The 25,780-nt window shown below is 62.5% G+C and carries 23 protein-coding genes; 8 read left to right on the top strand and 15 right to left on the bottom strand.

All coding sequences use genetic code 11. The features are described from left to right. Nucleotides 1-32 precede the first annotated feature (32 nt). From AC1Q5P_RS18335 to AC1Q5P_RS18325, 3 genes are read left to right on the top strand one after another with little or no spacing between them, the layout of a single operon-like run. A complete protein-coding gene (locus AC1Q5P_RS18335) occupies nt 33-410 on the top strand; it encodes a hypothetical protein (RefSeq protein WP_039331751.1) in 378 nt (125 codons plus the stop codon). Further along, complete coding sequence (locus tag AC1Q5P_RS18330; protein ID WP_492519704.1) at nt 407-679, top strand: DUF5985 family protein; 273 nt, start codon at nt 407-409, stop codon at nt 677-679. The genes AC1Q5P_RS18335 and AC1Q5P_RS18330 overlap by 4 nt, the downstream gene beginning before the upstream one ends. Further along, complete coding sequence (locus tag AC1Q5P_RS18325) at nt 679-945, top strand: DUF5985 family protein (RefSeq protein WP_039331754.1); 267 nt, start codon at nt 679-681, stop codon at nt 943-945. Before AC1Q5P_RS18330 ends, AC1Q5P_RS18325 begins: the two co-directional genes overlap by 1 nt. Before the next feature lie 584 nt (nt 946-1,529). Here AC1Q5P_RS18325 and AC1Q5P_RS18320 read toward each other — a convergent pair. Beyond that, nucleotides 1,530-2,699 carry a DUF2332 domain-containing protein gene (locus AC1Q5P_RS18320; RefSeq protein WP_492519703.1) on the bottom strand — a complete coding sequence of 390 codons (1,170 nt, stop codon included), beginning with the start codon at nt 2,697-2,699 and terminating at the stop codon, nt 1,530-1,532. A 205-nt stretch (nt 2,700-2,904) separates the two neighbouring features. On the opposite strand from AC1Q5P_RS18320, the gene AC1Q5P_RS18315 reads away from it, so the two are divergent. Beyond that, complete coding sequence (locus tag AC1Q5P_RS18315; RefSeq protein ID WP_492519702.1) at nt 2,905-5,415, top strand: TonB-dependent receptor domain-containing protein; 2,511 nt, start codon at nt 2,905-2,907, stop codon at nt 5,413-5,415. A gap of 78 nt (nt 5,416-5,493) precedes the next feature. After that, on the top strand, nt 5,494-7,332 hold the full coding sequence (locus tag AC1Q5P_RS18310) for a methyl-accepting chemotaxis protein (protein WP_492519701.1): 1,839 nt from the start codon (nt 5,494-5,496) through the stop codon (nt 7,330-7,332). Nucleotides 7,333-7,351: 19 nt separating this feature from the next. Here AC1Q5P_RS18310 and AC1Q5P_RS18305 read toward each other — a convergent pair whose 3' ends face one another. The 14 genes from AC1Q5P_RS18305 to AC1Q5P_RS18240 form a co-directional block, all read right to left on the bottom strand. Beyond that, on the bottom strand, nt 7,352-8,632 hold the full coding sequence (locus AC1Q5P_RS18305) for a glycosyltransferase 87 family protein (RefSeq protein WP_492519700.1): 1,281 nt from the start codon (nt 8,630-8,632) through the stop codon (nt 7,352-7,354). A 38-nt stretch (nt 8,633-8,670) separates the two neighbouring features. Further along, nucleotides 8,671-9,033 (bottom strand): GtrA family protein, encoded by a 363-nt coding sequence (locus tag AC1Q5P_RS18300; RefSeq protein WP_169745695.1) that lies wholly within the window; start codon nt 9,031-9,033, stop codon nt 8,671-8,673. Nucleotides 9,034-9,049: 16 nt separating this feature from the next. Continuing rightward, nucleotides 9,050-10,036 carry a glycosyltransferase family 2 protein gene (locus AC1Q5P_RS18295; protein ID WP_492519699.1) on the bottom strand — a complete coding sequence of 329 codons (987 nt, stop codon included), beginning with the start codon at nt 10,034-10,036 and terminating at the stop codon, nt 9,050-9,052. Beyond that, nucleotides 10,033-11,127 carry a GumC domain-containing protein gene (locus AC1Q5P_RS18290; protein ID WP_492519698.1) on the bottom strand — a complete coding sequence of 365 codons (1,095 nt, stop codon included), beginning with the start codon at nt 11,125-11,127 and terminating at the stop codon, nt 10,033-10,035. Before AC1Q5P_RS18290 ends, AC1Q5P_RS18295 begins: the two co-directional genes overlap by 4 nt. Then, on the bottom strand, nt 11,127-13,049 hold the full coding sequence (locus tag AC1Q5P_RS18285; RefSeq protein WP_492519697.1) for an SLBB domain-containing protein: 1,923 nt from the start codon (nt 13,047-13,049) through the stop codon (nt 11,127-11,129). Before AC1Q5P_RS18285 ends, AC1Q5P_RS18290 begins: the two co-directional genes overlap by 1 nt. Nucleotides 13,050-13,067: 18 nt before the next feature. Continuing rightward, nucleotides 13,068-14,045, bottom strand: a complete 978-nt coding sequence (locus tag AC1Q5P_RS18280) for an NAD-dependent epimerase/dehydratase family protein (protein ID WP_193827135.1) — start codon at nt 14,043-14,045, stop codon at nt 13,068-13,070. Beyond that, a complete protein-coding gene (locus tag AC1Q5P_RS18275; RefSeq protein ID WP_492519696.1) occupies nt 14,038-14,700 on the bottom strand; it encodes an HAD family hydrolase in 663 nt (220 codons plus the stop codon). Before AC1Q5P_RS18275 ends, AC1Q5P_RS18280 begins: the two co-directional genes overlap by 8 nt. A 3-nt stretch (nt 14,701-14,703) precedes the next feature. Continuing rightward, the gene (locus AC1Q5P_RS18270) at nt 14,704-16,581 is read right to left on the bottom strand and encodes a thiamine pyrophosphate-binding protein (RefSeq protein WP_492519695.1); all 1,878 of its coding nucleotides are present in this window, start codon (nt 16,579-16,581) and stop codon (nt 14,704-14,706) included. 4 nt (nt 16,582-16,585) lie between these two features. Further along, on the bottom strand, nt 16,586-17,392 hold the full coding sequence (locus AC1Q5P_RS18265; protein WP_039331766.1) for an aldolase/citrate lyase family protein: 807 nt from the start codon (nt 17,390-17,392) through the stop codon (nt 16,586-16,588). A 29-nt stretch (nt 17,393-17,421) separates the two neighbouring features. Beyond that, nucleotides 17,422-18,789 (bottom strand): lipopolysaccharide biosynthesis protein RfbH, encoded by a 1,368-nt coding sequence (gene rfbH / locus AC1Q5P_RS18260; protein WP_492519694.1) that lies wholly within the window; start codon nt 18,787-18,789, stop codon nt 17,422-17,424. A 1-nt stretch (nt 18,790) separates the two neighbouring features. Next, nucleotides 18,791-19,882, bottom strand: coding sequence for a CDP-glucose 4,6-dehydratase (gene rfbG / locus AC1Q5P_RS18255; RefSeq protein WP_492519710.1), 1,092 nt, complete (start codon nt 19,880-19,882; stop codon nt 18,791-18,793). Nucleotides 19,883-19,884: 2 nt separating this feature from the next. Next, complete coding sequence (rfbF, locus tag AC1Q5P_RS18250; protein ID WP_492519693.1) at nt 19,885-20,703, bottom strand: glucose-1-phosphate cytidylyltransferase; 819 nt, start codon at nt 20,701-20,703, stop codon at nt 19,885-19,887. A gap of 78 nt (nt 20,704-20,781) precedes the next feature. Then, nucleotides 20,782-22,398 carry an ArnT family glycosyltransferase gene (locus AC1Q5P_RS18245; protein ID WP_492519692.1) on the bottom strand — a complete coding sequence of 539 codons (1,617 nt, stop codon included), beginning with the start codon at nt 22,396-22,398 and terminating at the stop codon, nt 20,782-20,784. Between the two features lie 231 nt (nt 22,399-22,629). Continuing rightward, on the bottom strand, nt 22,630-23,340 hold the full coding sequence (locus AC1Q5P_RS18240) for an SDR family NAD(P)-dependent oxidoreductase (protein ID WP_492519709.1): 711 nt from the start codon (nt 23,338-23,340) through the stop codon (nt 22,630-22,632). 162 nt (nt 23,341-23,502) lie between these two features. On the opposite strand from AC1Q5P_RS18240, the gene AC1Q5P_RS18235 reads away from it, so the two are divergent. From AC1Q5P_RS18235 to AC1Q5P_RS18225, 3 genes are read left to right on the top strand one after another with little or no spacing between them, the layout of a single operon-like run. After that, the gene (locus AC1Q5P_RS18235) at nt 23,503-24,714 is read left to right on the top strand and encodes a toxic anion resistance protein (protein WP_039331967.1); all 1,212 of its coding nucleotides are present in this window, start codon (nt 23,503-23,505) and stop codon (nt 24,712-24,714) included. A 7-nt stretch (nt 24,715-24,721) separates the two neighbouring features. Further along, a complete protein-coding gene (locus tag AC1Q5P_RS18230; RefSeq protein WP_492519691.1) occupies nt 24,722-25,477 on the top strand; it encodes a hypothetical protein in 756 nt (251 codons plus the stop codon). Further along, complete coding sequence (locus AC1Q5P_RS18225; RefSeq protein WP_492519690.1) at nt 25,477-25,770, top strand: polyhydroxyalkanoic acid system family protein; 294 nt, start codon at nt 25,477-25,479, stop codon at nt 25,768-25,770. Before AC1Q5P_RS18230 ends, AC1Q5P_RS18225 begins: the two co-directional genes overlap by 1 nt. The last annotated feature ends 10 nt before the right edge of the window (nt 25,771-25,780 follow it).

Here is a 25,780-nt window from a genome sequence, read left to right as displayed (position 1 = left end):
GTTGCGGGCAATAGCAGCATGACTGGGCGGTCATGAAGGATCACGACAATGCCCGAACGCTCGCATTTGCTGCAGCCAATTTTCGCTCGGCGTGGACAGTTGAACTGCTTTGCCTGCTCCAGGCAGAGCCCGAACGAACGTGGCCTTTCGCCGACATCGTGACGGCAATGCGGGCGAGCGAGTTGGTGGTGCAGCAGGGTATCGACGCTCTCGTCGGCGCTGGGCTGGTCGTCTCGGACGCTGCCGGAGCGGTGCGTTACGCTGCCCCTGCCTCTCTTGAAGATACCGTTGAACAGGTGATCCGCCTTTACAAATCGGCACCTGACAAAGTCCGCCGCGCCATCGTACGGGCCAATTCCCCGAGCATGGTCGCGTTTGCCGACGCTTTCCGCCTGAGGGACGAGAAATGAACCAGTGGGCACCACCTCTCGTCTACCTGCTGTGCTTCCTGACTAGTACAGGTTGCGCCGTTCTGCTGCTCCGGAGCTACCTTCGTAGCAACGTGCGCCTGCTGCTGTGGAGCGGGATGTGCTTCACACTGCTCGCTGCAAACAACCTCGTGGTGATCTTCGACATGATTCTGCTGCAGGAGTACGACCTGCGTTTGCTTCGCCTGGTTTTTGCACTCGCCGCCGTTTCGGTGCTCTTGTTCGGGTTCATCTGGGAGCAAGAGGACTGATGGAAACCCTGCTCTCCTTCATGGCCGGCGCCATCACATTCGGCTTCTCAGTGGCGGCGCTATTCTTCTTTCGGTTTTGGCGCAGCACTGGCGACGGACTGTTCGCGGCATTCGCGGTTGCATTCCTCCTGCTCGGCGCGGGTCAGGCGATGCTGGCGCTCATGGAGGTCGCGGAAGAGGAAAGAAGCTGGCTGTATCTTGTCAGGCTTGCTGCGTTCCTCTGCATCATCTTTGCCGCCCTGTACAAGAACCGACGCCAGAGGTGAGCGGCAAATGTTATCGCTTCCCCCAAGTGATCCACAATAAGTGGGAATCCATCACGTCAAACCGGACCTGGAACGTCAAGGGTTAAGGAGTTGCCGCCTGTTGGGGAGGGGCGTCGATTACAGCCGCATCCCAGCCAATCCATTACAGCATTAGATCCTGACGGATCAGTAACCCTTGCTGGGACACCCGAACATTCAGAACGCCGTTTGCGGCCTCGGGATCGACGTAGACCATGCAATTATACTGTCAGAGCGAACGGAGATTTGAATGCTGGGCCATCGGGCCTGGGAGGGATCGGATGGCTGACGCGAGACATTGGAGAAACTAAGTCATGTACTTATGGACTTTGGGACTCCCTTCACCGCTCCAGCGTGACCGCTTTGACCAGGTTCGTCGGGCAAGCCAACTTTCCGGCCTTGTCAGATAAAGATATGCGCCAGGGAGACGGGGTGGTCCGGCTATATGGCGTTCTCCCGTGGGACCTTGGGGGGCAGAGCCAACGGTGGCCTGATGGACCCTGCGCTTTCACCGAACGCGGACGTGCTCGCGCAGTGCCACCATATTCGTTACCGCCCAAGGTGCGCTACGTGGCGACACCGTTTTGGAGTTGGGCTGCGACCTCCCTCCCTTCCGGGCCGATCCACGAGAACCATTCGGCGTAAGGATGGCATTCGGCGAAGACGACCGGGTGTCCTGATTCCGGGAGCCCGTTCCACTGCGTTACCGTGACTTCAACGGCGGTTCGACCCGGATTCCATTCGAGGCCAACCCGCACGAGTGGTGCCGCCGGACTTGCTGCTCGACCTGCCTCAGCCATTGCCCAGTCGATCATCCTGCGATCGCTTTCAGGAAGGAACTGGGTGACCATCGAATGGAATATGACGCGCCGCTCACCCTGCGGCGGCTGCGCGGCAAGTTCGCGGACAAGCCATTCGCCGGCGCGGCCCAGTTCGACCTGTGGGGGATGGACCCGGGCGATCGCGATAGCTGCCCGCAGGCGCTCCGATCGCACTTGCTCGCCAGGCCAGATATAGGCGTGAAGCCGCTCACTGTCGGCGTCACGGCGCACGTCGAGGGGGTTCAGGTCCACGCCCTTTGCGCTGGCCAGATCGATCCGTTCGCCTTTGGGCGACGGGCCGATCCAGCGTGGCGCAATGGATACAGCACTGGCAGGGTCACCCGTGCCATGCGTGCCCAAACGCAGAGAGTAGTGTCGGAGATTGAGGTTCAATCCGGCGCTCGATCCCAGTTCGAGCAGGTGGGTCGGCATAGGCGCGCGCGCGTCCAGCTCCATCAGCACTGCGGCAAGGCCGGCTACGCGTGCCACCTCATTGGTCTGGGTCGGTCCGCTCATCCATTCGAGCAGGTCTGCCTCGCAATCGTGGAGCGCCATCGACAGCGTTCTGTCGAGCAACGAGGGTTCGGGCGCCTGGGCAGGCTGCGCCCGGCTGTAGATTGCAGCGAGGCCCGGATGTTTGCCTGAGCGCGCCAGAGCGTGAAGTCCGGCATTCAGGCGGAAAATCACGCCAGCGCTGGCCAGGTCGCCCGGCCAGGTGTCAATCGCATGGGCGAGGCTCGGTGCCTGCGGAAGGACCCGGGCCACGCTCTCGAGGATGGCTGCCACAAGCATCTTTCCGAACTTTCGCGCCTTTTGCGCTTCCACTGCGAGCTGCGCTGCGCCGCGCCCTGTCGCGAAAGCCGAAGCGGAAAATGGTTCGGCAAGGGCAGCGATCGGCAAGGTTTTGTCTTTCATCGTGTCTGACGGCGGGGCAACCACACCCTAGAAGGTCGTCCTCAATTATTCGAATGCCGAGAATTGCGGATTTTCCGTATCCTTCAATAAACATTATGTTAATATGTTAGAATTCAGTCGTATCATTACGTAATATTTTGATCGTCGTGACTTAACGACCGGTGATTATTGACCCTCAAGGAAGATAAATCAATTGAGGGATTTTATGCATACCTGGAAGCTTCTCGCTACCACTTTGCTTGGCTGCGGTCTCGCGGCTCCAGCCTTCGCAGAAGACGTAAGCGAGGCCAGCGAGACGGCCTCGGTCAAGCGGACCGAAACCGTGTCCGGATCGACAACAGCCGGAAAGACGTTCAGCACCGGCGTCGCCAAGGGGCGCGATCTTCTCGACACGGCCATCTCGGCCAGCGTGATCGACGAAAGCGACCTGGCCAAGTTCTCGGTCAGCTCCATTTCCGGCATCATGCAGAACATTCCGGGCATCCGGTCGCTGACCTCGGACGTCGATGGCTACTCGTCGATTACCGTCCGCGGTCTGCCCCTGGCAGCCGATGGTTCGAAGTACCTCCAGCTTCAGGAAGACGGCCTGCCTGTGCTGGAATTCGCCGACATGCAGTTCAACGCCGCGGACCGGTATCTGCGGGCTGACTTCAACATATCCCAGATTCAGTCGATCCGCGGCGGATCAGCCTCCACATTCGCGTCCAACTCGCCTGGCGGGGTCGTGAACCTGATCTCGAAGACGGGCGAAATCGAAAGCGGCAATTTCCAGGTTTCCAGCGGAATCGGTCACGATCTCAAGCGAATTGACTTCGATTATGGCAGCCCTCTGGGCGACAATTGGCGTTTTCACGTCGGCGGCTTCTACCGCGAAGGGGAAGGACCGCGCGATTATGGGTACACCGCCTACCGCGGCGGTCAGATCAAGCTGAACGTCACGCGGAACTTCGCTGGTGGCTACGTCCGCATTTATGGCAAGTACCTCGACGACCGACAGCCGAACTATGGAACGCAACCGGCGCGGATTACCGGGACGGATGAAGCCCCGGTCTTCGCCAGCATCGCTGGAACTCGCCTGGCCGGTGACGGCAATGGCTCGCCGCTTGTCGCGGGTTACCTTGGCACGGACGACCAGAACAATCCCCTGAACCGCAGTCTTGAAAATGGCATGCGTGCGATCGTCAAGGCGATCGGGCTGGAAACGCAATTCGAGATTGCCGACTGGACTGTCAGCAATCGCTTCCGGTTTGCCGACATCAGCGGCGATTTCAATCAGGTTGATTCTATGCTTTCCGCGCCGTCGGCGGTGATATCGACCATCCTGGGCGGCCCGGGCGCCAGCCTGACCTACGCCGCCGGCCCGAATCTCGGGCAGGTCCTCGCGCCCGGTAACCAGATCAACGGCAATGGCCTCGCCAGCATCAATCTGCTGCTGAACATGAACCAGAAGTCGAACGATAACATCACCAACGATCTGCGAGCGTCACGCGTTTTCGCCCTCAATGGCGGCAAGCTGACTGTCAGCGGCGGCATTTACAACGCCATTCAGGACTACAACGTCGACTGGAGCTTCACCAACGCCATTTCCGACGTCGTCGGGAACGGACGGATGGCGCCGCTTGACCTGCGCAATGCCAGCGGGACGCTGCTCAGCCAGAACGGCGTGTTTGCCTACGGCTTCGGCTTCGGACAGCCGCGCGCTTACGGCAATTACAATTTCGACACGAAGTACCGCATCACTGCGCCATATGGCTCGATCAACTTTGCGACCGGCAAGCTCTCGATCGGGGCGAGCTTGCGTTATGATCGTGGCGACGTGAGTGGGAAGGTCATTACCGACGAACTGGTTGCTCCCTTCGATATCAACCGCGATGGCGCCATCGCACCAGTCGAATCGACGGTTGCCGTGCTGCCGCTGACAAGACCGATCCGGATCGACTACAATTACGGCTACTTGTCGTACTCGACCGGGGTCAATTATCGTATAGCCCAGCCGCTTTCAGTGTTTGCCCGCTACAGCCGCGGCGGACGCGCCAGCGCGGATCGCGTCCTGCGCCCTGGATCGCTGAATGCAACGACTGGCCAGCTTGCCAATGATGCCTTGAAGTACGGGATCGTGAAGCAGGCGGAAGCGGGTGTAAAATATCGCAACGACGGTGTCGGCATCTACGTGACCGGCTTTTGGGCATCAACCGAGGAACGCAATACCCAGTTGGCCGCCGACAAGAACGGCAACGTCATCGTCCTGGACGTGGTGCGCGAGTATTCTGCAAAGGGCATCGAACTCGAGGGTGAATTCAAGCGCGGTCCCTTCAGGCTGGCCATCGGCGGGACCTGGACCAAGGCAAAGATCGTCAAGGATGCTGATTTCCCGGAACTCGTCGGGAACGTCCCACGCTACATTCCGTCACTTTCCTTCAACGCCCGACCGACCGTCGAGTTTGCGTCCCTGGCTTTTGGAGCTGTGATCAATGCCACCACGAGCAGCTATGCGCAGGATACGAACCAACTCAAGCTGCCCGGCTACGTCGTCGTCAGCCCGTTTGTGCAGTTCCATCCGGCACAGCAGCTGACGCTTGCGGTCAACGCCTTCAACGTGTTCGACAAGCTGGCTGTCTATTCGGCATCGACCAGCACCATTCCTGCATCGGGGATCGCCAACATCCGGACGCTGAACCCGCGCACGGTCACCGGCTCGATCCGCTACAGCTTCTGATCCTCGGGTGGCTCGTTCGTCCGCGGGCGAGCCACGATCGACACCAAGGCGATAACGCCCGACAAGGAAACCACACTCGTGTTCGACCGCATGAACATTCCGCGCCGCCTCGGCTTTGCTTTCGTCGCGCTGAACGTGACAGCAGCCCTGATGATGGTTGTCTTCGGCATCAGCCTGGCGATGGTGTCGAATGTCAGTGCGCGTAATACTGAGAGCCAGGCAGTCCTGGCCGACACCTTGGCACTGGAGACCGCTCTGCTGCGGCAGAACAGCCAGTTCCGTGGTTTCCTGGTGACTGCCGACGAAAGCTATCTCAAATCGTATCACGAAGGTCGTGACGATTACGACAAGACATCCGCTGCGCTGGAAGCCCGACTCACAGAGCCGGAGCTTCAGGACCTTGTGCGTCGCTCCCGCACCGAAACACTGAAGTGGCGCGAAAGCTGGGGCGACAGGTATATCGCCGTCGTCAAGGCCGGCCAGCGCGATGCGGCGCAGGAGGCGGTCCGTGCGGCAGGCAAGGCCGTGCTGGTAAGCGATGCCGTTTTGCCACTACGCGCGGTGAAAGATGCCAAGACCAAGGAGATCACCGAGGAGACGGCGCGGCAGGAAAGCGCGATCCTCTTCGCGTGGATAGCGCTGGCAATCGGCGGCGCCACCCTGATTGGTCTCGCCCTCGTGCTGTCGCGGCGCCTGTCGCGGTCTATCGCCGTTCCGCTTTCGGACCTGACCGAAACGATGACGGCGCTTGCCGACGGCCAGAATGACGCGCCCATTCCCGGAACCAGCCGTGCCGACGAGCTGGGGGACATGGCTCGCGCGGTCATGGTTTTCCGCGACGCCGCTCTTGACCGCGCCCGCGCCGTGGCCGACCGCGAGCGAGCCATGGCGCAGATCGGAGAGCGCCTGTCAGCCGTTGCCCAAGCGGATCTTTCGGTACGCATTATTGGCGTCCCTCCGGCATTCCAAACAGTGGCGGACGACTTCAACGAAGCGATGGAGCGTCTTTGCCAGGCCATGGGACTGGTGCAGGACAGCATTGTCGCCATCAACCTGACATCTTCCGAGATCCAGCAGGCCACGACCGATCTTGCGACCCGCAGCGAACAGCAGGCGGCGAGCCTGCAGGCATCATCGAGTGCGATGGAGCACCTGACGACCCAGATCGAGGACTATGCCAAGATCGCTGCGCAAGTCAGCGGATCGATGGTCGAGGCGCGCGGGGAGGCGGAGAATGGCGGAATGGTCGTCAGCAAGGCGATCGAGGCGATGGATAACGTGGAACGTGCCAGCGCCGAGATTTCCGAGATCACGGCAATGATCGACGGGATCGCCTTCCAGACCAACCTGCTCGCGCTCAACGCAGGAGTCGAGGCAGCGCGAGCGGGTGAGGCCGGCAAGGGCTTCGCGGTCGTCGCGTCGGAAGTGCGCGCGCTTGCGCAGCGTGCGACAGAAGCCGCCAACGCGATCAAGCAACGCGTCGAGGCGGTGACGAGCCACGTCAGGTCGGGCGCGTCGCTGGTCAACGAGACCGGTTCGGCTTTGGAGACGATCATCAGCCGCGTTGGCGCGGTCACTTCTTCGATCTCGACCATTGCCGAGACGGCGGGCGAACAGAGCATCGCCCTGCGCAAGATCAACGGTGCGATCGGTGCGATGGATCAGATGACCCAGCAGAACGCGGCGATGGTCGAGGAAACGAACGCCGCGACCAAGAACCTGAGCGAGCAGGCCAGCCAGCTTGCCAGCGCCTTTTCCAGCTTCCGCATCGGCGGCGAAAAGCGCCGCCTCCCGACACCCGTTCTGGCACGAGTCCCGACGGTGGCGCCGTCACGCGTGAGGGCGACAACGCCTGCGCCGTCGGTCCCGCTGGCGACAGGCAATCTCGCTATCGACAACGACTGGTCGGAGTTCTGACAAGCGAATTGCAGAGGCGCTAAGCGGCACGACCTGCGGAATTGGGGTGGGGCTGGCTCTGCTGACCCTGAAAGACGGCCCGCCAGACGAGTGCGATGGTGTGCCAGGCCAGCAGGCTGGGCGCCAGGATGTTCAGGATCGGCCGGACGAACATGCCAAGGCCGATGCCGTGCTGGACGGTCACGGTGTGCCCGGCAAAGTAGCTGTCCTGGATCATCGACGGTATGGTCGAGAAGACGATCTCACCCGGGAGGGACAGAACATAGGCGATGACGATAGCGGCAGGGCGCAGCCAGCCTTCCCAGCGCTCCAACATCACGAACAGCAGGATGAGGGCGGGGGTGTAACCGCCAGCTTCCGAAGTGACCAAGGCAAGGCTGACAGCCAGCAGCGTGGCGCGGTGTGCCGGCACCGCCTGTGGGCGGAACCAGATCGCGGCGGCGCCGAGCACCATGCTGGCCTGGCCCAGCCGGAGGACGAGGGAAATGATCGGATCACCGGTTTCGACCAATTGCGAACCGATCAGTGCAGTGATCGGGAAATCGGTGCTGTTCAGCAGCGATTTCATCGGGATGAAGGTCGCCGGATACCAGACATCAAGGACACTTGCGGCATTGAAGCCGCCCGAAAAGGCGGTGATGTTGCGGACGATCTCGCCCGGCGTACCGATACCGAGCATCGCAAAGGAGGCGAGATAGACGGCAACGAAGGCGATTGCGCCGCCTTCGAACCAGCGCCAGCGGCGACGCAGCAGTTGTGCCGCCAGTGCGGCCACCAGATAGACCTTGAGATTGATCGCTACGGCAAGGCTCAGCCATCGCAGGCGGGCCGACTTCAGCAGCGGGCCAAAGGCCAGGATCATGCAGGCAAAGGCAAGCAGGATGAGATTGCCGCGCTCCAGTCCATAGAGCAGCGGCATGCCCGCCGTGAGCGCGAAGGACCGTGGCAGTGCGGTGCGCCGGTCCAGCCTGGTGAAAGCGAGCGCGGCAAGAACGATATCTAGCAGATAGAACCCGTGGATCGCGGCAATGCCAAGCCAGTCGCAGGAGCGGACCTCGAGCCCCGCTGTGGTCTGCCCGTAGCAGGATGCAAGGCTGAGGGGGCGCAGGACGACGAACGAAATCGGCGGGTAGATCGAGGCCCAACTGTCGTAGATGCCGCGGTCATGCGCCCACCATGCGGTGTTGAACCAGTCCATCCAGGTGTCGGAAGACTCATAGAAGAACGGCTGCGGCAGATAGCCCCGCGTGACCAGGTGCCACATGTTCCATACGGTCATCGCGGCGATGAGCGCGGCCATCGCCCATTCGAAGCGGAGCCCTGCGCGTCTGTCCATGGTCACGAGGCCGAGGGCCGGAAGACCCAGCGTTTGAGGACGATATAGTTCAGGACGACGACCAAGACGGTGGTTGCCGCGCCTGCGGCATAGGGATCGGCGAGGTAATGGGAGGCCAGGCGCAGAACGAGCAGGTTGACGATATAGTTGCCGAGGTAGGACAGCACGAAGCGGAGTTTGGCGGGGGCGCTGCCGGCAAAAACGCCACGCGAATAGGTGACGTAGTTGAACGCAGTGCCAAGGACGTAACCGATGGCCTGCGCGAGGTAGCGATCAAGGCCCAGCCAGACCAGGGCGGCATAGATGCCGAAGCCGAAGGCTGTGTTCACGGCTCCGGCAACCAGATAGCGTATAATCTCCAGCATACGCGCGCGGCCCAGGTCAGTAGTCTTGCGGGAAATTGTAGCGTTCCCGTTCGTGGACGAGCGGGGCTGCGCGGGTCCTCTCCGAAATCTGGCGAACATGGTCTCCCATCAGGCCGAGGAAGCCGAAGATCAGTGAAACCTGCGCCTGCATCACGCTGCCGATCAGCCATCCGGCGATGGGGCGCCCGGTAAAGAAGGCGATGCCTGCGCCAACCAGCATGGCCAAGGCGATCACGATGCCGACCACCCCGAAGTAAAGCGGCACGCGCAGAAGCCGCTTGGAGGAGCCAGTCAACCCCGTCACCGCAAAATCGAGCAGAGTGAAGAAGTTGTTCTTCGATGCTCCACGCGCGCGGGGGGGGCGGACGTAGCCGATGGTCTCGAGCGGGAAGCCCGTTTCGACCAACAGTGCGCGATAGAAGGGTTCAGGCTCGTTCAGCGCCTTGATCGCATCGACCACGCGGCGGCTGTAGAGACCAAAGCCGGTGGCATTGGGAATGGTCTGGAAATCGCCGAAGTTCTTGGCGAGCCAGTAGGACAGGCCGCGGACAAGGCGCAGCACGGTTCCGGAGTCCTCGGATTCACGGACGCCCAGCACGATGTCCACGCCTGCCCGCCAGCGCTCCACAAAGTGTGGCAGCAGGGCGGGGGTGTCCTGGAAATCGGCACACATGCCGATGACCGCTCGCCCACGCGCAGCGAAGATGCCGTGCGTCGGGGAGCGCATCTGCCCGAAATTGCGGGTGTTGACGATCAGTCGGATGCGCGGATCGCGCAGGCACATTTCGCGGATGATCGGCACCGTGCGATCGGTGGAGCAATTATCGATGAACAGGATTTCGAAGCTCGCTCCGGTCTTCTCAAGTTCAGCGATCACCGCAGCGGCAATGGCCTGCGCGTTGAGTTCCTCGTTGTAGCACGGGATGACGACCGAGATGTCCTCGATCTCGGGGGCTCCTGCCGAGGCAGAGGTGAGTGCCGGTGCAGTGCTGGCGCAGGTCATTGCGCTGCCTTTCGGGGCTCTGCCGGTGGGGGGCGCAGCTTGTAGAATGCCACGGCCAGCCCGAGCAGCAGCAGGAGCAGGCCTATGGCCAGAGCGGGGAAATTGTACTGGCGGTCGGGATCGACATAGGCCGGTTCGAGAATGCGGATATTTGCAGTGGAGGTCAGGTCCTCGACCGAAGTGCCCTGCAGGAAGCGCTTGTAGTTGTCGTAGAGCGACTGGGCGACATCAAGTTCGCGTCGCAGCCTCAGGCCGTTGGTTGATTCCTGTACGACCTGCCCGACCGAGCCGCGCTGCTGCGGCTGGGGTTCGGCTGCGAGGGCGCGGCGCCGCAGCAGTTCATCCAGCTCCACCCGGGCACGCTGGACAAGGATGTTCTGGTCCGTCGCGAAACGGCGCAGCGCATTGAGTTCGGACTGCTTGGCCTCGATCTGCGCATCGAGCGCCGGGACCTTCTTGGCCACCTCCTGGACGGCGGACTGCGGATCGCCATAGCGGGTGTTGAGGCGGAAAGTGTCGAACTCTGCCTGCGCCCGGTCGAGCCGTTGCGCTGCCTGATCGACCAGTTGTTCCAGAATGCGGCGCTTGTAGGCAGTCTGCTCACGCGAGATCACGCCAAGCTGTTCGCGCACGGCATCGGCATAAGTGGCGACCACTTCGCGCGCGAAATCGCCATCACGGCGCACCAGTTCGATCTCGATGATGCCGCCACGCATGATGCGGACGTCTACGTTCCTTTCGAGCCAGCGCAGGCCTTGCGTCTCGTTCAGACCAAGGCGCTCTCCCAGCTTGACGCGCTTGGCGACGAGCTGGCGCACATAGACGCTGCGGGCAACCTTCAGGCTGACTTCGATCGCCGTCTGGTTGCCGAAGATGTTGGCACCGGCCCCAAGCTGGCTCAATGTCCCGGACAGGCCGAGCGTGGACGGGTCGCTCGGCGTCAGGCTTACCGCGGCGCGGTAGTTCTGCGGGTAGACCGTGAATACGGCACTGACCGCCAGCGCGACGGCGAGACCGGTGCGGCGGACGCGGTCGTTGCCGATGATGCGGCCGCGCGCGAGGGTGCCGACGAGGCTTTTGCGCGGTGTCATCACTTGATCGCCGCAAGGGCAGCGGCACCGATGCCGGCCTGGAAGATGATCTGGGTAATGTCCTTGATCTTGGCCAGCAGGGTCGACGATTGCGTGCGCACCGGTACGAACAGTACGTCCCCTGGCAACGCGGTGGCGTTCAGAGCGCCTCTCCGCTTTGTTTCCACCGCGCCATTGGCGTGGACCACGAAGATCGCGCCCTTGTCGGCCGAGCGTTGGACGCCGCCAGCCGATTCCAGATAGTCCTTCACCTTGCCGGTGCGTGCCGGCTCGAGCAGGAACGAGGCCGGCCGATAGACCGCGCCGAACACGCCCACTGTATCGACGCGCGGCGGAACGATGATGCGATCGTTGTTTTCCAGCACGACCGTCTCGGGCAAGGCTGTCGCGGTAGGCGCGATGTCCATCACCAGACGCCCGTCGGGCTCTGCCGAGCGCATCCTTTGCAGCAGGGCCCTTGCCGATGCCAATTGCGCTTCACGGTCGGGCTGGCTTTGCGAGGCATAACCGGTGAGGGCGGCCGCATTGACCATCTGTTCCAGCTGTTCGACCGCAGCCCTGAAGCTTTCGCGCTGTTGTTCGCGTACCGTGGCGCGGCTGAACACCGTTCCGTAGACGAATGCCCGGCTCGTGAAGCCCCCGGCAAGACGAACGACTTCGCCGACCGATGTGCCGGGGGCGACGAAGTAGTTGCCGGGGCGCTGGACTTCGCCTTCAAGCCGCACAAGTACGGACTGCTTCTCGATCGGGCGGGCAAGGCTGCCCTTGGCGAGGATCTGCAGCACGTCGCCGCCTTCGGCCGGGGAGAGGGCAAGCTGGGCGCGGGGCAACTCGCGGCTGCCGATGCTATCGCGGTCTGCCAAACGGTAGAGGATGACGCGATCGGGATCTGCAAGCTGGTTCGGGCCACCGGCGTAAGCGAGAAGATCCTCAAGCGTTTCCTGCCCGCGCAGTTCGTAAATCGCTTCCTCGTTGGCGCTGCCGATCACGGCGACTTGCTTGCCGACCGGGGGAACGAACAGCACGTCCTCGTTGCGCAGGATCGGATCGCGCGAGCGATCGCCCTTGCGCAGGATGTCGTAGAGATCGAAATCCTGCACTTCCTGCCCATTGCGGTAGAGCTTGACGCTGCGCAGGCTGCCACCCGCGTTGGGGCCACCGGCGGCGATCAGGGCGCCGAGCAGCGTAGAGAGTGAGTTCACCGTGTAAACGCCGGGCTGCTGCGCGAAGCCGGTCACGAACACCCGGATGCCGTGCAGCTTCTTGATGCTGACCGACACGTCGTAGCCGCGATATTGGGCGCCAATGGCCTGTGAGACGTGCCGCTTGAGATCGCGATAACGGACCCCGATGAGGCTGACCTCGCCAATATTCGGGAGAAAGATGCGTCCATTGGCGTCCACCGGGAATTCGGCGCTGCCGACGACGGACCCGGTCAGGTTGATCGCGATGACATCGCCCACGCCGATGGGATAATCGGGCGGAATGACGAGAGCCGAGGGCACGGAGTAATCGGTGGCGCTGGGCACCAGAAGGTCTGCGCCGAAGCGGGGGACCTTCCTACCGGCCATGCTCGCGAGGAACTGTTCGAATTCGCTCAGCTTCGGTTCGGGGCGCTTGGCGTCGTTGCTGGAAGTGGCACGGTTTATCTTGTCGGTGCCGGATCCGGACGAGCCTTCGGCAGTGACGTCGCGCTCGCTGCTGCTTCTCGTGGTTTGTGTGATGTCGAGCGGCGTGAACTGGGTCGATGTCGTGGCGGTTTCGCTCTCGTCATCATCGCGCTGCCCGCTCTGTTGGGAATTCTGTTGCGATTCCTGTTGTGCGTACACGGGCGCAGCAATGGCCAGCAGGCTCCCCGCGATTGCGGGAATAATGCCCCGCGCGAAAAGCATGGGGCGACCGGGAGGGGGGCTGATGGGCATGACGCTTTCTTTTCTTGATCAGGCTGGAGCCGGAACGCCGGGAGCAAGGGTTTTGGTGTGCGACTGTCCGAGCCAGTCCATCGTTTCTCGGATGCCCTCGATCAGCGGCACGCGGGCAATCCCGTGCGACCTGAGGAGGGCGTCGTAGCTGGCGTCATCGCCGTGATAGATGTCGGCATCGGGTGCAATGATCGCCGCGCGGTCAACTCCGCACCCCGGAACCAGGCTGGCGACGAGCCGGGCGATGTCCCCCAACTCCATCGGCTCTCCACCGCTGTCGAAACATGAGACGCCTTCATCGCGCAGCATCATCGCCAGGACGAGGCTCAGCAATTCGCGCAAGCTGGCATAGGCTCGGACCACCTGACGGGGGCTGCGCACTGCAACGGGCCTGCCGGCCAGCGCATCGAGAATGAAGCTGGCAATGGCATAGGCTTCGGGCTTGTTGATGCGGGGGCCAAGCAAGGCATAGATGCGCACGATGGCGGCCGTGGCCTGGCGTTCGTGTGCCCACGCGGCAAAGCGCTCCTCCTCTTCGAGCTTGAGCTGCCCATATAGTTTGAGCGCACCTTGGGCGCTGCCGGCTACGACTTTTGCGGCGGCACCGGACGAGGCGACGAACAGGCCCGTGGTGCCAATTGCGTCCAGTGCGGCAAGCACCTGTCCGGTGATGGCGCGATTGGATGCGGCGTAGTCACGTTCGTCCATTGCCACAGCACGATCCTTGGTCAGGAAGGCGGTGTGAAATACCCACGTCGGCGCATGGGGAAGGTCGGTGATGGAAGAAAGCGCGGCTTGCGGCAGAGTGCTGCCATCGGCCAGCACCAAATCTCTGGCGCTCGATCCGAAAGCGCGGACGCGTTCCCGGACAACCTCTGGGCCAAGCGCGACGCTCAACAGGTCGAGCAGGGCAAGGCCGATCCATCCGCCCGCACCGGTGATGACGATGCGATGCCCATCCTTGCGCAGAGCCTCTGCCACGACTGGGTCAAGCATGGGCGCCCGCCAGAATGGTGCCGGCAAGATCTCTGAATCCGTCAAAGCTGCGGTCGGGGTTGGGGATGTAGTCTGCCTTGGCGTAGCCGTGGGTGAGGAACATGAACGGCATGCCGAGGCTGTCGGCGACAGCGTGATCGATCTCGCTGTCGCCAATGAACAGGCAATCGCGCGGCCCCACCTGCAGCGCTTCAAGGACTGCTTCAAGCAGATCGGGTGCAGGTTTCGCCGGAACACCCTGGCGCCCGCCTACAACCGAAGAGAACAGGTGCGCGAGGTCGGTGTCCGCCAGAACCTTGTCGACAAGCTGTTGCGGTTTGTTCGAGCAGATTGCCAACGTGAAGCCTGCCTCGCGCAGGGTGATCAGACCGTCCTCCACATCGGCGAAAAGCGAGCTTCGCTCGGTTCGCTTGGCGGCATAGCGCGCGCGGAATTCCGCTATTTCGTCGTCGGGATCGGCACAGGCGCTACCGAGCAGCGCGGCGACCATGCGAGGGCCGCCCTCGCTCATCCATGGCCGGGCAACCTGCGGATCGACGACGAGATTGCTGCCACGGTCACGCAGCATTTCATCGAGGATCTCGACGCATATGGCGCAGCTATCGACGAGCGTGCCATCGAGGTCGAATATCAGCGATTTCTGCACCCCCGACATGGCCTATCTCAGGATGGTGCAGGGGCTCATCGCCTCTGCCAATTCGGCATCGCTGAGGAATGGCGACAGGTCTTCAAGCGGTGGCGACACCATCGAGCCGTCGGCGAGGCGACGGCTGGAAAGCTTCGGTTCGAATTGCTGAGTCTTGTCGATCATCACTTCGCAGAGCTGTGGGCCGGGGGCGTCAAGCGTTGCACGAATGGCTGATGACAGCTCACCATCACGACCCGCCTTGCGCGCGGGGATGCCGAAGCCTTCGGCCAGTCTGGCGAACTCGGGGAATGTCAGGCCGCTGTCGGGGCCACAGCCCACCGAAAAGCCGCTGAAGTGCGCGACCTGGGACTGGCGGATCGAATGGTAGCCGTCGTTATTGAGGACGAAGATCTTGATGGGCAGGTCTGCGCCGACGATCGTCTGCAATTCCTGCAGGTTCATCATGATCGATCCGTCGCCGGCCAGGCAGACGATCCGCTTGGGTGTTGCCCCCATGGTGGCCGAACCGAAGTATGCACCGATCGCTGCGGGCAGGTCGTATCCCATGCTGGCGCAGCCGGAGTTGGTGTAAAGCCGCTGACCCGCCTTGATCCGTGCCGCCTGGAATATCGTGACGCAGGCCGTACCGTCTCCGGTGACGATAATATCGCATTCGTCCAGCTCCTCGAACAGGGCCTCTGCAAAGACGTAAGGGTTGATCGGCCCGGTTTCGGACCTCATCGTATCAAGAACGGCGGGGTAACGGGCAGACCGTTCACGGCTGCGGGCGAGGTAGGCCGCTCTTTGGGCTTGGCCGGTCGGCGGGAGCGGGATGGTCTTAGCTGCTGAGAAGAACGCGCGCAGATCGGCGTGGATCGGGCGGTGCAAACGCAGGGTCGGCTTGGCGAGCTCGGCGCTGTCGATGTCGACCATGGCGATGCGCGCGTTGCGGGCAAAGCTGCCGAAGTTGTAGCTGATCTGGCGGATGTTCAGCCGGCTGCCAAGCACCAGCACGTAGTCCGACGCCTGAACCGCGAAGTTGCCTCCACGGTCACCCACGCTGCCGGGCCGCCCCACATAAAGCGGGTGGGCGTCGGGCAAGGCATCGTGCGCATTCCAACCGGTCACGACCGGAGCACCGAGACGTTCGATGAATTCGAGAAACGCTGCGTGCGTGCCAGACAGTCGCACACCTGCGCCCGCGAAGACAACCGGGCGTTCTGCTGCGGTGATTTCCGCCAGCAGTGCCCCGACTTCCGCTTCAAGATCAGCGCCTTCAAGCGCGCCGGCCTCTACTGTGGTGTTGGTCGGCAGGTCGGCCATGTCGTCTTCGGACGCAGGATCATATGCTGCCAGCGCCTCGGGATCGACCGGGGCCGCCTGGACGTCGATCGGCACGTCGATCCACACCGGGCCTGGCCTGCCCCTGCGGGCGAGGTGAATGGCGCGTTCGACCACACGGCGTGTTTCCTGCGGGTCCTGCAGCAGCACGGCATACTTGGTGATCGGGCGCGCCATCGCGACGATATCGACTTCCTGATCGCCAAGCTGGCGCAGGGGAATCTGCGGATAGTTTCCTGCGATAGTCTCGCGCTTTACTTGCCCCGAAACGACGATCATCGGGATGGAATCGACATAGGCGCCATAGACGCCGTTAAGAGCGTTCACGCCGCCCGGCCCCGTCGTGACGTTGACCAGGGCCGGACGTCCGGTCAGACGCCCGTAACTTTCCGCGGCAATGGCGCAGGCCTGTTCGTGGTGGGAGAAGATCTTGCGGAGGCCTGCTTCCCGGCCGAACGCATCGTTCAGGTGCATGGCACCTCCGCCCGTCAGCATGAAGCAATCGCTGATGCCATGCTCGACGAGCAGACGCGCGATCAGGTCTGCAACACGAATAATCTGCGCCATGGGATCAGGCTGCTTCCGCCGTGCGGGCAGAGACTTTCTGGCGGGCTTCCATCATTTCGATGCGAGCGGAATCTTCCTCGGCAATGCCGCGGTAGAAATCGCGCTTGTTCTTCAGCCAGAGCAGTTCGAACTCGATGGCGAGTTCCATGCCGGCCTGAGCGCGGCCATCATCCGCAACGACTGAATCGAAGACCACCTTGCGGGTTTCGAAGCGATCAAGTCGGTGGCGGCGAGCGCCTGAGAGAAGCGGAATCGAATCCGGGCTGACACCGCCGCCCACGACCAGTTCGACGCCGCGGATGCGAGCTTCCTGCGCCACGCGGTTCACGTAGGCAGTCATTTCCGGCGAATTGACAAAGCCTCGATCCTTGCCAAGTGAACCGGCAAAATCCACGCGGCCGAACACGAAGCCCACCTTGCCGGCCTGTGCGACGCTGCCGAGTTCCTCGAGATGCTCGAAGGTTGCCGCAGTTTCGACGTTGAACAGGAAGGACATGTCCTCCTGTTCCTTTGCCGGAAACACCTTGTTCTTGGCAGCGATGAACTTGCTGAGCGCGTAGGGCGTTTCGACCATCGGGGCGATGATCATGTCGACGCCGTACTGGCGTGCTTCGATCAGATCACGGATCGCCTCGCACCCGCCGATCTTCAGTGCCACCTTGAGCCCGGCGCGGCGCGCCAGTTCGAGCAGGCGAAGAAATTCGTCGGATCGTGTGCCTTCCGCCTCGAATTCCGCCTTGACCGCAACGAAACCGAGATCTTTCCGTCCCTTTTCGAGAATGGCAAGCATCTGTTTTTCATAAGTATTCATCTTGTCATCCTGTCCTTTGAGCCAACAGATCAGCGCTTGCCATTGACGAAATTGGCGAGCATTTCGATGCTGTAGGAAAGATGGTCTTCAGTAAGACCCGGATAGAGACCAAGCCAGAAGGTGTTGGTCGTCACGAGATCGGCGTTGGCAAGGTCGCCAGCGACACGAACATTGCGCCCCTTCATGTAGGGCTGATGCAGCAGGTTGCCGCCAAACAGCAGACGCGTACCGACCTGCTTGTCATTGAGGTACTGAACGAGTTCTTCGCGATTCAGGCCGCTTTCGGGGCGGATCGTCAGCGGGAAGCCAAACCAGCTCGGCTTGCTGCGCGGGGTGGCCTCGGGCAGGATGAACACATCCTCGAGCGGGCGCATCAGTTCGATCAGCTTGGCGAAATTGCGGCCGCGCGCGGCAATGAACTCATCGACCTGCGCAAGCTGGGCGAGGCCCACGGCGGCCTGCATGTCGGTGATCTTCAGGTTGTAGCCGACATGGCCGTACGTGTACTTGTGGTCATAGCCGTGCGGCAGTGTGCCGAGGCGGCGGGCAAAGCGCTTGCCGCAGGTGTTGTCCTGTCCGGGCGCACACCAGCAATCCCGGCCCCAGTCACGGATGGATTCGACCACGCGCTTGAGCCGTGGTTTGTCGGTGAACACGGCGCCGCCTTCGCCCATGGTGATGTGGTGGGCGGGGTAGAACGACAGCGTGCCGAGATGGCCAAAGGTGCCGACGGGCTTGTCGTCATAAGTGGCGCCGAGCGCGTCGCAGGTGTCCTCGACCACCCAGAGATTGTACTTCTCGGCAACGCGCATGACTTCGGCGAGGTCGAACGGGTTGCCCAGCGTATGGGCGATCATGATCGCACGGGTCTTTTCCGAAACCGCCGCCTCGATCATTTCCGGCTTGATGTTGTAGGTCGGGATGTCGACGTCGACGAACACCGGGACAAGGCCGTACTGCAACGACGGATTGACCGTGGTAGGGAACCCGGTGGCCACGGTGATGACCTCGTCACCGGCCTTCAGCGCTTCGCTGCGATGGTAGTGCGAAGTCAGCGCGGCAAGGGCGAGAAGGTTGGCTGACGAGCCGGAATTGGTGGTGAGCGCGTGTGCCACGCCCATGCGCTTTGCCAGCTGCTCTTCGAACAGCGCGTTGTAGCGCCCCGTGGTCAGCCACATGTCAAGGCTGGCGTCGACCAGGTTGCACATCTCGCTTTCGCCCACGACCTTGCCGGACACCGGCACAGGGCTCTGCCCCGGTACGAAGGGGCGCGGTGCGTGGAAGCGGCGAGCATACTCGCCTGAGAGACTGACGATCAGTTCGCGCAGTTCAGCTTCGCCCGCATGGGCAGCCACGGCCTGAACGTCGGCAGCGCGAGGAAGGGTGTCGGTTGTCATGTCATGCACTGCCTGATTGGAATTGCTGGAATTTTTCACGGTATTCGGCGAGCTGGCGGAGGGAGGTGGCCCTTGCGCAGGCGCCGCGATCCACGGTCTGGTGCCACGAGACGATGCGCCGCAGAGCTTCGTCGAGACCCCAGGTCGGTCGCCAGCCCAGGACGCTGCGCGCTTTTGCGCAATCGAGCCTGAGATTGTGCGCCTCGTGGCGATCGGCTGCCGTCCCTAGACGGTCCCAGCCGGACACGCCCCAGGCTTCGGTCATCCTGTTGGCAATCCAGTCAACCGGGCGGGTGTCGTCATCGGCGGGACCGAAGTTCCAGCCTTCGGCTGCCCAAGACTTCCCTGAAGCGAGTGCCTCGGCAATCATCAGGTAACCGCCCAAGGCCTCAAGGACGTGTTGCCAGGGACGGATCGCGCGGGGATTTCGGATCAGCGGGCGCTCGCCAGCGATCAACGCGCGGACGATATCCGGGATCAGGCGGTCGCGTGCCCAGTCCCCCCCGCCGATGACGTTGCCGGCGCGGACCGAGGCAAGGCCCGCCGCGCCTTCGGCCGAGAAGAAGCTGCGGCGATAGGCCGATATCACGATCTCGGCCGCACCCTTGCTGGCGGAATAGGGATCGTGCCCACCCATCGGATCGTTCTCGCGATAGGGCCAGAGCCATTCGCGATTCTCGTAGGCCTTGTCCGACGTGATGCACACGATCGCGCGGAGTGACTTTGCCTGTCGACACGCCTCGAGCATGTGCACCGTGCCCTGGACATTCGTCGCGAACGTCTCGACCGGGGTTTCGTAGGACAGGCGGACGAGCGGTTGCGCGGCCATGTGGAACACGACTTCCGGATCGCATCGTTCGACCGCGGCGACGCACGTGGGCAAATCGCGGATGTCGCCCTCGATATGGTCAACAATCGCATCGATTTGTGCCTGCCGGAACAGGCTCGTCTCTTCGGCGGCAAGTGAAAGACCGGTGACCTTTGCCCCCATCTGCTTGAGCCAGAGAGATAGCCAGCTGCCCTTGAAGCCGGTGTGGCCGGTAAGCAGGACCCGGCGTCCTGCCCAGAAGGTGGGATCGTGCAGATGAGTCATGCTCACCAGCACTTCCACGGCGCAGAACCTTCGGCCCAGAGGCGATCGAGCAATTGCTTGTCGCGCAGCGTGTCCATGGGTTGCCAGAACCCGCTGTGGCGGAAGGCGACGAGTTCGCCCTGCCGGGCCAGCGTTTCAAGCGGGCCGCTTTCCCAGATCGTGCCAGCGCTCGGGATCAGATCGATCACAGACGGATCGAGGACGAAGAATCCGCCGTTGATCAGCCCACCATCCCCAGCGGGCTTTTCCTTGAAGTCGACAACCTTGTCGCCATCGAATTCCAGCGCGCCGAACCGTCCGGGAGGGGCGACGGCCGCGATGGTCGCCTTGCGTCCATGAGCGCGGTGAAATGCGAGTTCGGCGGTCACGTCGATATCGGCAACGCCATCGCCATAAGTGAAGCAGAATGGCTCATCATCGAGATGGGAGCGGACTGCGCGCAGCCGTCCACCGGTCTGCGCTTCGGCACCGGTTTCGACCAGGGTAACTTTCCAAGGCTCACATTTGGCCTGGTGCACTTCCATTGCATTGCGTGACAGATCGATTGTCACATCGGCCGAATGCAGGAAGTAATTCGCAAAAAACTCCTTGATGACGTAACCCTTGTAACCCAGGCATATCACGAAATCAGTCACGCCGTGGGCGGCATATATTTTCATGATATGCCAGATTATCGGAAATCCGCCGACTTCGACCATTGGCTTTGGGCGAACAGACGTTTCTTCACCGAGGCGAGTCCCTAGGCCGCCTGCCAGAATGACCGCTTTGGTCAAAGTATACCCCAGAATGATTGTATGATATAGGAGCGTCGCCCCAACCACTCCTCATTATTACTTAGGTTTGCCAAAAGCGCGGCAATTCGCGTCCATTATGGAGAAGAAGCGAAAAGTTACCTTCATTTAGAAGCTAATAATGCGGACGACCGGTCCGCTTCTTGGCGCATTTTCTTGCGGGCGAAGCACGACCCGCTCCTGTCCCTGTTGCAGGAGCGTCTGGTACATTCGCAGTTCGCCGGCGAAGCGATCGCTTTCGGCTGCGTAGCGATCATACTGGGCAATGATCGCATAATCGGCCGTGCAGGAACTGGCGCGTTCAGGGGCAAGTGTGCCGTAATCGACGATGGCTCTTGATCCCCGTGCGGCCTCGATTGTGGCGTAATCGATCTTGCCCGCAAGCATGGCTTTGGCGTCCACGCAACCCGCATCGCCCATCGGAAACAGGATGCGCCATGGTGCGGCCTGCAGATCGAAGGCAAACTGTTCGATAAGCACCGTGGAGCCGGGGGGAATGTTGGCCAGTGCCCAGGCAGATGCGGCTTGGCGCGTATCCTGGGCCCGCGCCTCGGTGCGATCGAGTGCGGCTGCGGCCAATGGAGCGGCGACCCCTACAAGAATGACGGGAAGAGCCAGTCTTTGGGCCCGGAATCCAAGCGAAGCGACCCGGCTTGCAACCCGGCTTGCCGCAGCACCGAGGGCAATTGCCATGAGAGGCAGTAGCGGCAGGGCCCAGCGGTCCCACACCAGATGCTGAGCCGCAAGTACCATGATAAAGCCCAGCAGCACCGGCAGCAGCATTCTTGCCGCAAACCCATGCCGCGCGATCAACCACAATCCCCAGATTGCGAGCAGGCTTCCCGACAGGCCGAGGCCGTTCAAGACCGGACCCTGCCCGTACCACACCAGATTCTGCCAAGGCGAGCCACCGGTTGCGCCGAGATGATGGGCCTGTGCCTCGCCCTGCAGGTTCCGCCACAGCGTTTCGTGATCCAGCACAAGGTAGGGGGAGATCAGCAGCAGCAGTGCGAGAGTCAGCGCGCCGAACGCCGCGACCCTTGCGAGGCTCTCGCGAAAGGAAGCTTCACCTTTGCTCCATCGATTCAGCAGGGCCGCGATCATCGGCAAGGCACCCAGTGCAAACGGCCACTTGGTGGCGACGGCCAGGGCCAGCCAGACCGCCGCCCACACGAAGCGGCTGTTCGAGGGCTCGCGCGCATGGCGTGCCGTGGCGATCAGGCAGGCAAGCAGAAAGCTTGTCGCCATTATGTCTGATCTGATGACTTGCGCCCAGGTCACTGCCAAGGGGCTGACCGCAAGGACCAATCCCGCGCCCAGTGCTACCTTTCGATCGAGAAGTTCGTCGGCGAGGCGCATGGTCAGCCAGACGCTGAGGACTCCGAACGCGGCCATGACTATGCGTCCCGGCAGGATCACCAATGTCGGATCGGCAAAGACCGCGTCGGCAAAGGCCGTGGGCGATGCGAAGTGGCCGCTGACGTAGCCCACTGCGAACACGATCAGGTCTACCAGCGCGAGAACGTACATGGTCGTTGTGGCGGGATGGCCGAACCATCCGGGATTGAGCGTGCCGGTGCGCAGTATGCGGATGGCACCCATCTCGAACATCAGTTCGTCAGGATCATTGAGTGCAGGCAGGCCGAAATCGATGTGCTGCAGGCGCAAGGCTGCTGCCACAAACAGAACGGCCACCACGGCGATCTTCAACCTGATACTGGTCATTCGCAGGTCTGATCAGCCGCATGCGGTGCCGCAAGCGTGGAGTCCGGGTGCGGCATGTTATCAGTTGGTCCCTGTCCGTGCCCGCCTTACTGCCGACCACTCTTCGCAAAGAGAACACGGCGGGCAATGACAGCGAGCTTCAAGGCACCCTAGAGCCTCTCGTCGCAATAGTCCGCGTCGGGCCGCTCCATTTTGGATTCACTTTCGATAAGCCGAGCGGCGACCCGACCGTCAGAACGGGATCTCCGCGCCATCCCAGGCCATCAACCTGCCGGATTGCGCTGCCGTCAGGCCGTCGATCACGTCGAGCAGATGCCGCGCCGACCGCTCAGGTGTGAACAGCTTCCCCGCAGGAACACCGCGCTGGAACGGGCGGGACAGGGGCGTGTCGACCGTGCCGGGATGCAGCGTGACGGCCACGGCGTGAGGGTGCGTGCGGGCGAGCTCGATCGCCAGGTTCCTGACGAGCATGTTCAGCGCCGCTTTGGAAGAACGGTAGGAGTGCCAGCCGCCGAGGCGATTGTCGCTGATCGAGCCGACCCGGGCGGAGATCGCGGCAAACACGGCAGGCCGGTCCCTGGGCAGCAGGGGCAGGGTGTGACGTGCGATTAGGGCAGGGCCGATGGTATTGATGGCGTAGAGCTCGGCCATCGTGCCGGCATCGAGTGCGCGCCATGACTTTTCGGGGCCTTCGCCGGTTTCGCGAACCAGACGGCCGGTCGCTACGAACACAAGGTCGAGCGGCGTGCCGATCGCTTCACAGGCCGAAGAGATCGAGCTTTCGTCGAGCAGGTCGAAGCGGTGGGCCACGACCTTGCCATGGCCCGCGCCGCCGCTGCGCGACAGGGCGTGGACTGCTTGCACGTCTTCACGCGCGGCGAGGAGGGCGGTCAGGGCGGAGCCGATGCCGCCGCTCGCGCCGAATACGGCGCAACGTTTCATCATGGTCATCACGCCGTTGATGGACCTGTGGCAACGCTCCGTCGATATGACCCAAGGCATGGTGCTGTGTTGCGAGTATAAGACAGCTTGCGCGCAGCCGCGCGACATACCATGTTGCCAAAGATACCGTTGAACGCGTTCAATTCCGAAAGTCCCAGCACGATGGCTTCCACACCGACCGAAACCGCGACGATGACCCCGATCAGCCTGACCCCGCCCGATCCGGTGCCGGTGGTCGCGCCCGCGCAGGCGGCAGGACTGGTGCCGGTGTCGGACGAGAACCGGTCCAAGCTGGAGGCCAAGGTCGATGCCTTCGTGGCTGACCTCATCTCGGTCGACGCGCAGAGCCCGGAATTCGGCAAGAAGGTCGACCAGCTTACCAACATGGGCCGCAAGGAGATTTCGCAGGCAGCGGGCATGTCGAACCGGTTTCTCGACCGGCCGATCCGTGCGATGGACAAGGATACAGGCGTCGGCGCCGACCTTGCCGCGCTGCGCCGGACGATCGAGGACCTCGATCCCGGCCGGCAGGGCAACCTGTCTTCAGGCCGAAAGTTCCTGGGGATCATCCCCTTCGGCAACAGCCTGAAGAAGTATTTCGACGGCTACACCTCGGCGCAGGGGCACATCAAGGCGATCCTCGAACGCCTGGCCTCGGGCAAGGACGAGCTGCTGATGGACAACGCCGGTATCGATGTCGAGCGCCAGAAGCTGTGGGAAGCGATGGGCAATCTCGAGCAGATGATCCACATCTCCAGGACGCTCGACGCCAAGCTTGAGGAGGCTGCCGCCGACCTCGACCATACCGATCCGGCCAAGGCCAAGGCGATCCGCGAAAGCGCGCTGTTCTATACCCGCCAGCGCACGCAGGACCTGCTGACGCAGATGGCGGTGACGGTGCAGGGCTATCTCGCGCTCGATCTGGTCAAGAAGAACAACGTCGAACTGGTAAAGGGCGTGGACCGCGCGAGTACCACGACGGTGGCAGCGCTGCGCACCGCGGTGACCGTGGCGCAGGCGATGACCAACCAGCGGCTGGTGCTGCAGCAGATCACCGCGCTCAACACCACGACGGCGAACATGATCGATTCCACCGGCAAGTTGCTGCGCGAGCAGACCGGCAAGATCCACGAGATGGCCGCTTCGAGCACGATCCCGCTGGAGACGCTGCAGCGCGCCTTCCAGAACATCTACGACACGATGGACACGATCGATACCTTCAAGCTCAAGGCGCTGGACGCGATGAAGCAGACCGTCGACACGCTTTCGGGCGAGGTCGAGAAGTCGAAGGGCTACATCGCGCGGGCGGAAGGTGCGGCGCAGGCCAAGCTGGCCGGCCCGGAAACCTCGCCGCTGCTGACGCTGGAGGGCTGAGCAGCGCATGGCCAATTCCTCGGCACATGACAGCGACCGTATCCTTGCCGAAGCGCGCTCCTCGCTGGTGCGCCAGCAGGCAGGGGGGCGACGCAGCATCGGCAAGCGTTCGGCCGAATTGAAGCGCCAGCACTTCGGCAAGAAGGCCGCGCGCATGGCGATGTCGGTCGGCGTGCTGCTGGTGGGTGCGATGGTGGCGGGGATCATCCTCGATGGCATCGGCGTTACCGGGGTGATGGTGCTGGGCCTGGCGATCATTGCTGCGCTGGCATTCTTCGCGAAATATCCGAAGATGAAGGTCCCTGATCTTTCAGCGCTGAACACTGGCGATGTGCGGACGATGGTGGGGCGGACCGAACTGTGGCTTGAGGCCCAGCGTCCGGCGCTGCCTGCGCCTGCAGTGCAGTTGGTGGACCAGATCGGCGTGCAGCTCGATGGGCTGGGGCTGCAGCTGGAAGGCATCGACCCGGCCGAACCTGCCGCAGTCGAAGTGCGCAAGCTGGTGGGCGAGCATCTGCCGGGCATGGTCGAAAGCTACCGCAAGATTCCGCAGCACCTGCGGCGCGAGGAGCGCGGCGGGCGCAATGCCGATCAGCAGCTGGCCGATGGTCTTGGCAAGATCAGCAAGGAAATCGACGAGATCACGCGGCAGCTGGCGGCGGGCGATCTCGATGCGCTGGCCGTGCGCGGACGCTATCTGGACTATCGCTACGGTGAGGGTCTAGAGGCCGCGCCACAGCTTGAAGCTCCGAAGGTCTACTGATGCGTATCGCCATTCCCCACTCGCTCGACCGTGACGAAGCGCGCCGCCGCCTGCGCGAGAAGGCTGCGCAGGCGGCGGCCAAGGCCGATGGCTTGGCGACCGTGAGCACCACCTTCACCGATGACGACCACATGGTGATGACCGTCAGCGCGATGGGCTACACGCTCGATTGCGGAGTGGAACTGGCCGAGAAGGAGCTGGTGGTCGAGGTGGATATTCCCGCCAGCCTAGGCTTTGCCAAGCGCATGATCGAAGGCGTGATCCGCGAGAAGAGCGGCAAGCTGCTGACGTGAAGCCAGGGGC

The sequence above is a fragment of the Novosphingobium sp. GW835-FHT14H07 genome (assembly GCF_058793515.1).
Note: the sequence above shows the minus strand (reverse complement) of the source record. Positions and strands in the feature narration are given on the sequence as shown.

Coding starts and splice junctions, on each gene's coding strand:
- AC1Q5P_RS18225 (WP_492519690.1), top strand. CDS start 25,477: ATGCGTATCGCCATTCCCCACTCGCTCGACCGTGACGAAGCGCGCCGC.
- AC1Q5P_RS18300 (WP_169745695.1), bottom strand. CDS start 9,033: ATGCTGGAGATTATACGCTATCTGGTTGCCGGAGCCGTGAACACAGCC.
- AC1Q5P_RS18245 (WP_492519692.1), bottom strand. CDS start 22,398: ATGACCAGTATCAGGTTGAAGATCGCCGTGGTGGCCGTTCTGTTTGTG.
- rfbH (WP_492519694.1), bottom strand. CDS start 18,789: ATGACAACCGACACCCTTCCTCGCGCTGCCGACGTTCAGGCCGTGGCT.
- AC1Q5P_RS18290 (WP_492519698.1), bottom strand. CDS start 11,127: ATGACACCGCGCAAAAGCCTCGTCGGCACCCTCGCGCGCGGCCGCATC.
- AC1Q5P_RS18240 (WP_492519709.1), bottom strand. CDS start 23,340: ATGAAACGTTGCGCCGTATTCGGCGCGAGCGGCGGCATCGGCTCCGCC.
- AC1Q5P_RS18230 (WP_492519691.1), top strand. CDS start 24,722: ATGGCCAATTCCTCGGCACATGACAGCGACCGTATCCTTGCCGAAGCG.
- AC1Q5P_RS18335 (WP_039331751.1), top strand. CDS start 33: ATGAAGGATCACGACAATGCCCGAACGCTCGCATTTGCTGCAGCCAAT.
- AC1Q5P_RS18305 (WP_492519700.1), bottom strand. CDS start 8,632: ATGGCCGCGCTCATCGCCGCGATGACCGTATGGAACATGTGGCACCTG.
- AC1Q5P_RS18295 (WP_492519699.1), bottom strand. CDS start 10,036: ATGACCTGCGCCAGCACTGCACCGGCACTCACCTCTGCCTCGGCAGGA.
- AC1Q5P_RS18325 (WP_039331754.1), top strand. CDS start 679: ATGGAAACCCTGCTCTCCTTCATGGCCGGCGCCATCACATTCGGCTTC.
- AC1Q5P_RS18320 (WP_492519703.1), bottom strand. CDS start 2,699: ATGAAAGACAAAACCTTGCCGATCGCTGCCCTTGCCGAACCATTTTCC.
- AC1Q5P_RS18275 (WP_492519696.1), bottom strand. CDS start 14,700: ATGTCGGGGGTGCAGAAATCGCTGATATTCGACCTCGATGGCACGCTC.
- AC1Q5P_RS18315 (WP_492519702.1), top strand. CDS start 2,905: ATGCATACCTGGAAGCTTCTCGCTACCACTTTGCTTGGCTGCGGTCTC.
- AC1Q5P_RS18265 (WP_039331766.1), bottom strand. CDS start 17,392: ATGAATACTTATGAAAAACAGATGCTTGCCATTCTCGAAAAGGGACGG.
- AC1Q5P_RS18270 (WP_492519695.1), bottom strand. CDS start 16,581: ATGGCGCAGATTATTCGTGTTGCAGACCTGATCGCGCGTCTGCTCGTC.
- AC1Q5P_RS18280 (WP_193827135.1), bottom strand. CDS start 14,045: ATGCTTGACCCAGTCGTGGCAGAGGCTCTGCGCAAGGATGGGCATCGC.
- AC1Q5P_RS18235 (WP_039331967.1), top strand. CDS start 23,503: ATGGCTTCCACACCGACCGAAACCGCGACGATGACCCCGATCAGCCTG.
- AC1Q5P_RS18330 (WP_492519704.1), top strand. CDS start 407: ATGAACCAGTGGGCACCACCTCTCGTCTACCTGCTGTGCTTCCTGACT.
- AC1Q5P_RS18285 (WP_492519697.1), bottom strand. CDS start 13,049: ATGCCCATCAGCCCCCCTCCCGGTCGCCCCATGCTTTTCGCGCGGGGC.
- rfbG (WP_492519710.1), bottom strand. CDS start 19,882: ATGACTCATCTGCACGATCCCACCTTCTGGGCAGGACGCCGGGTCCTG.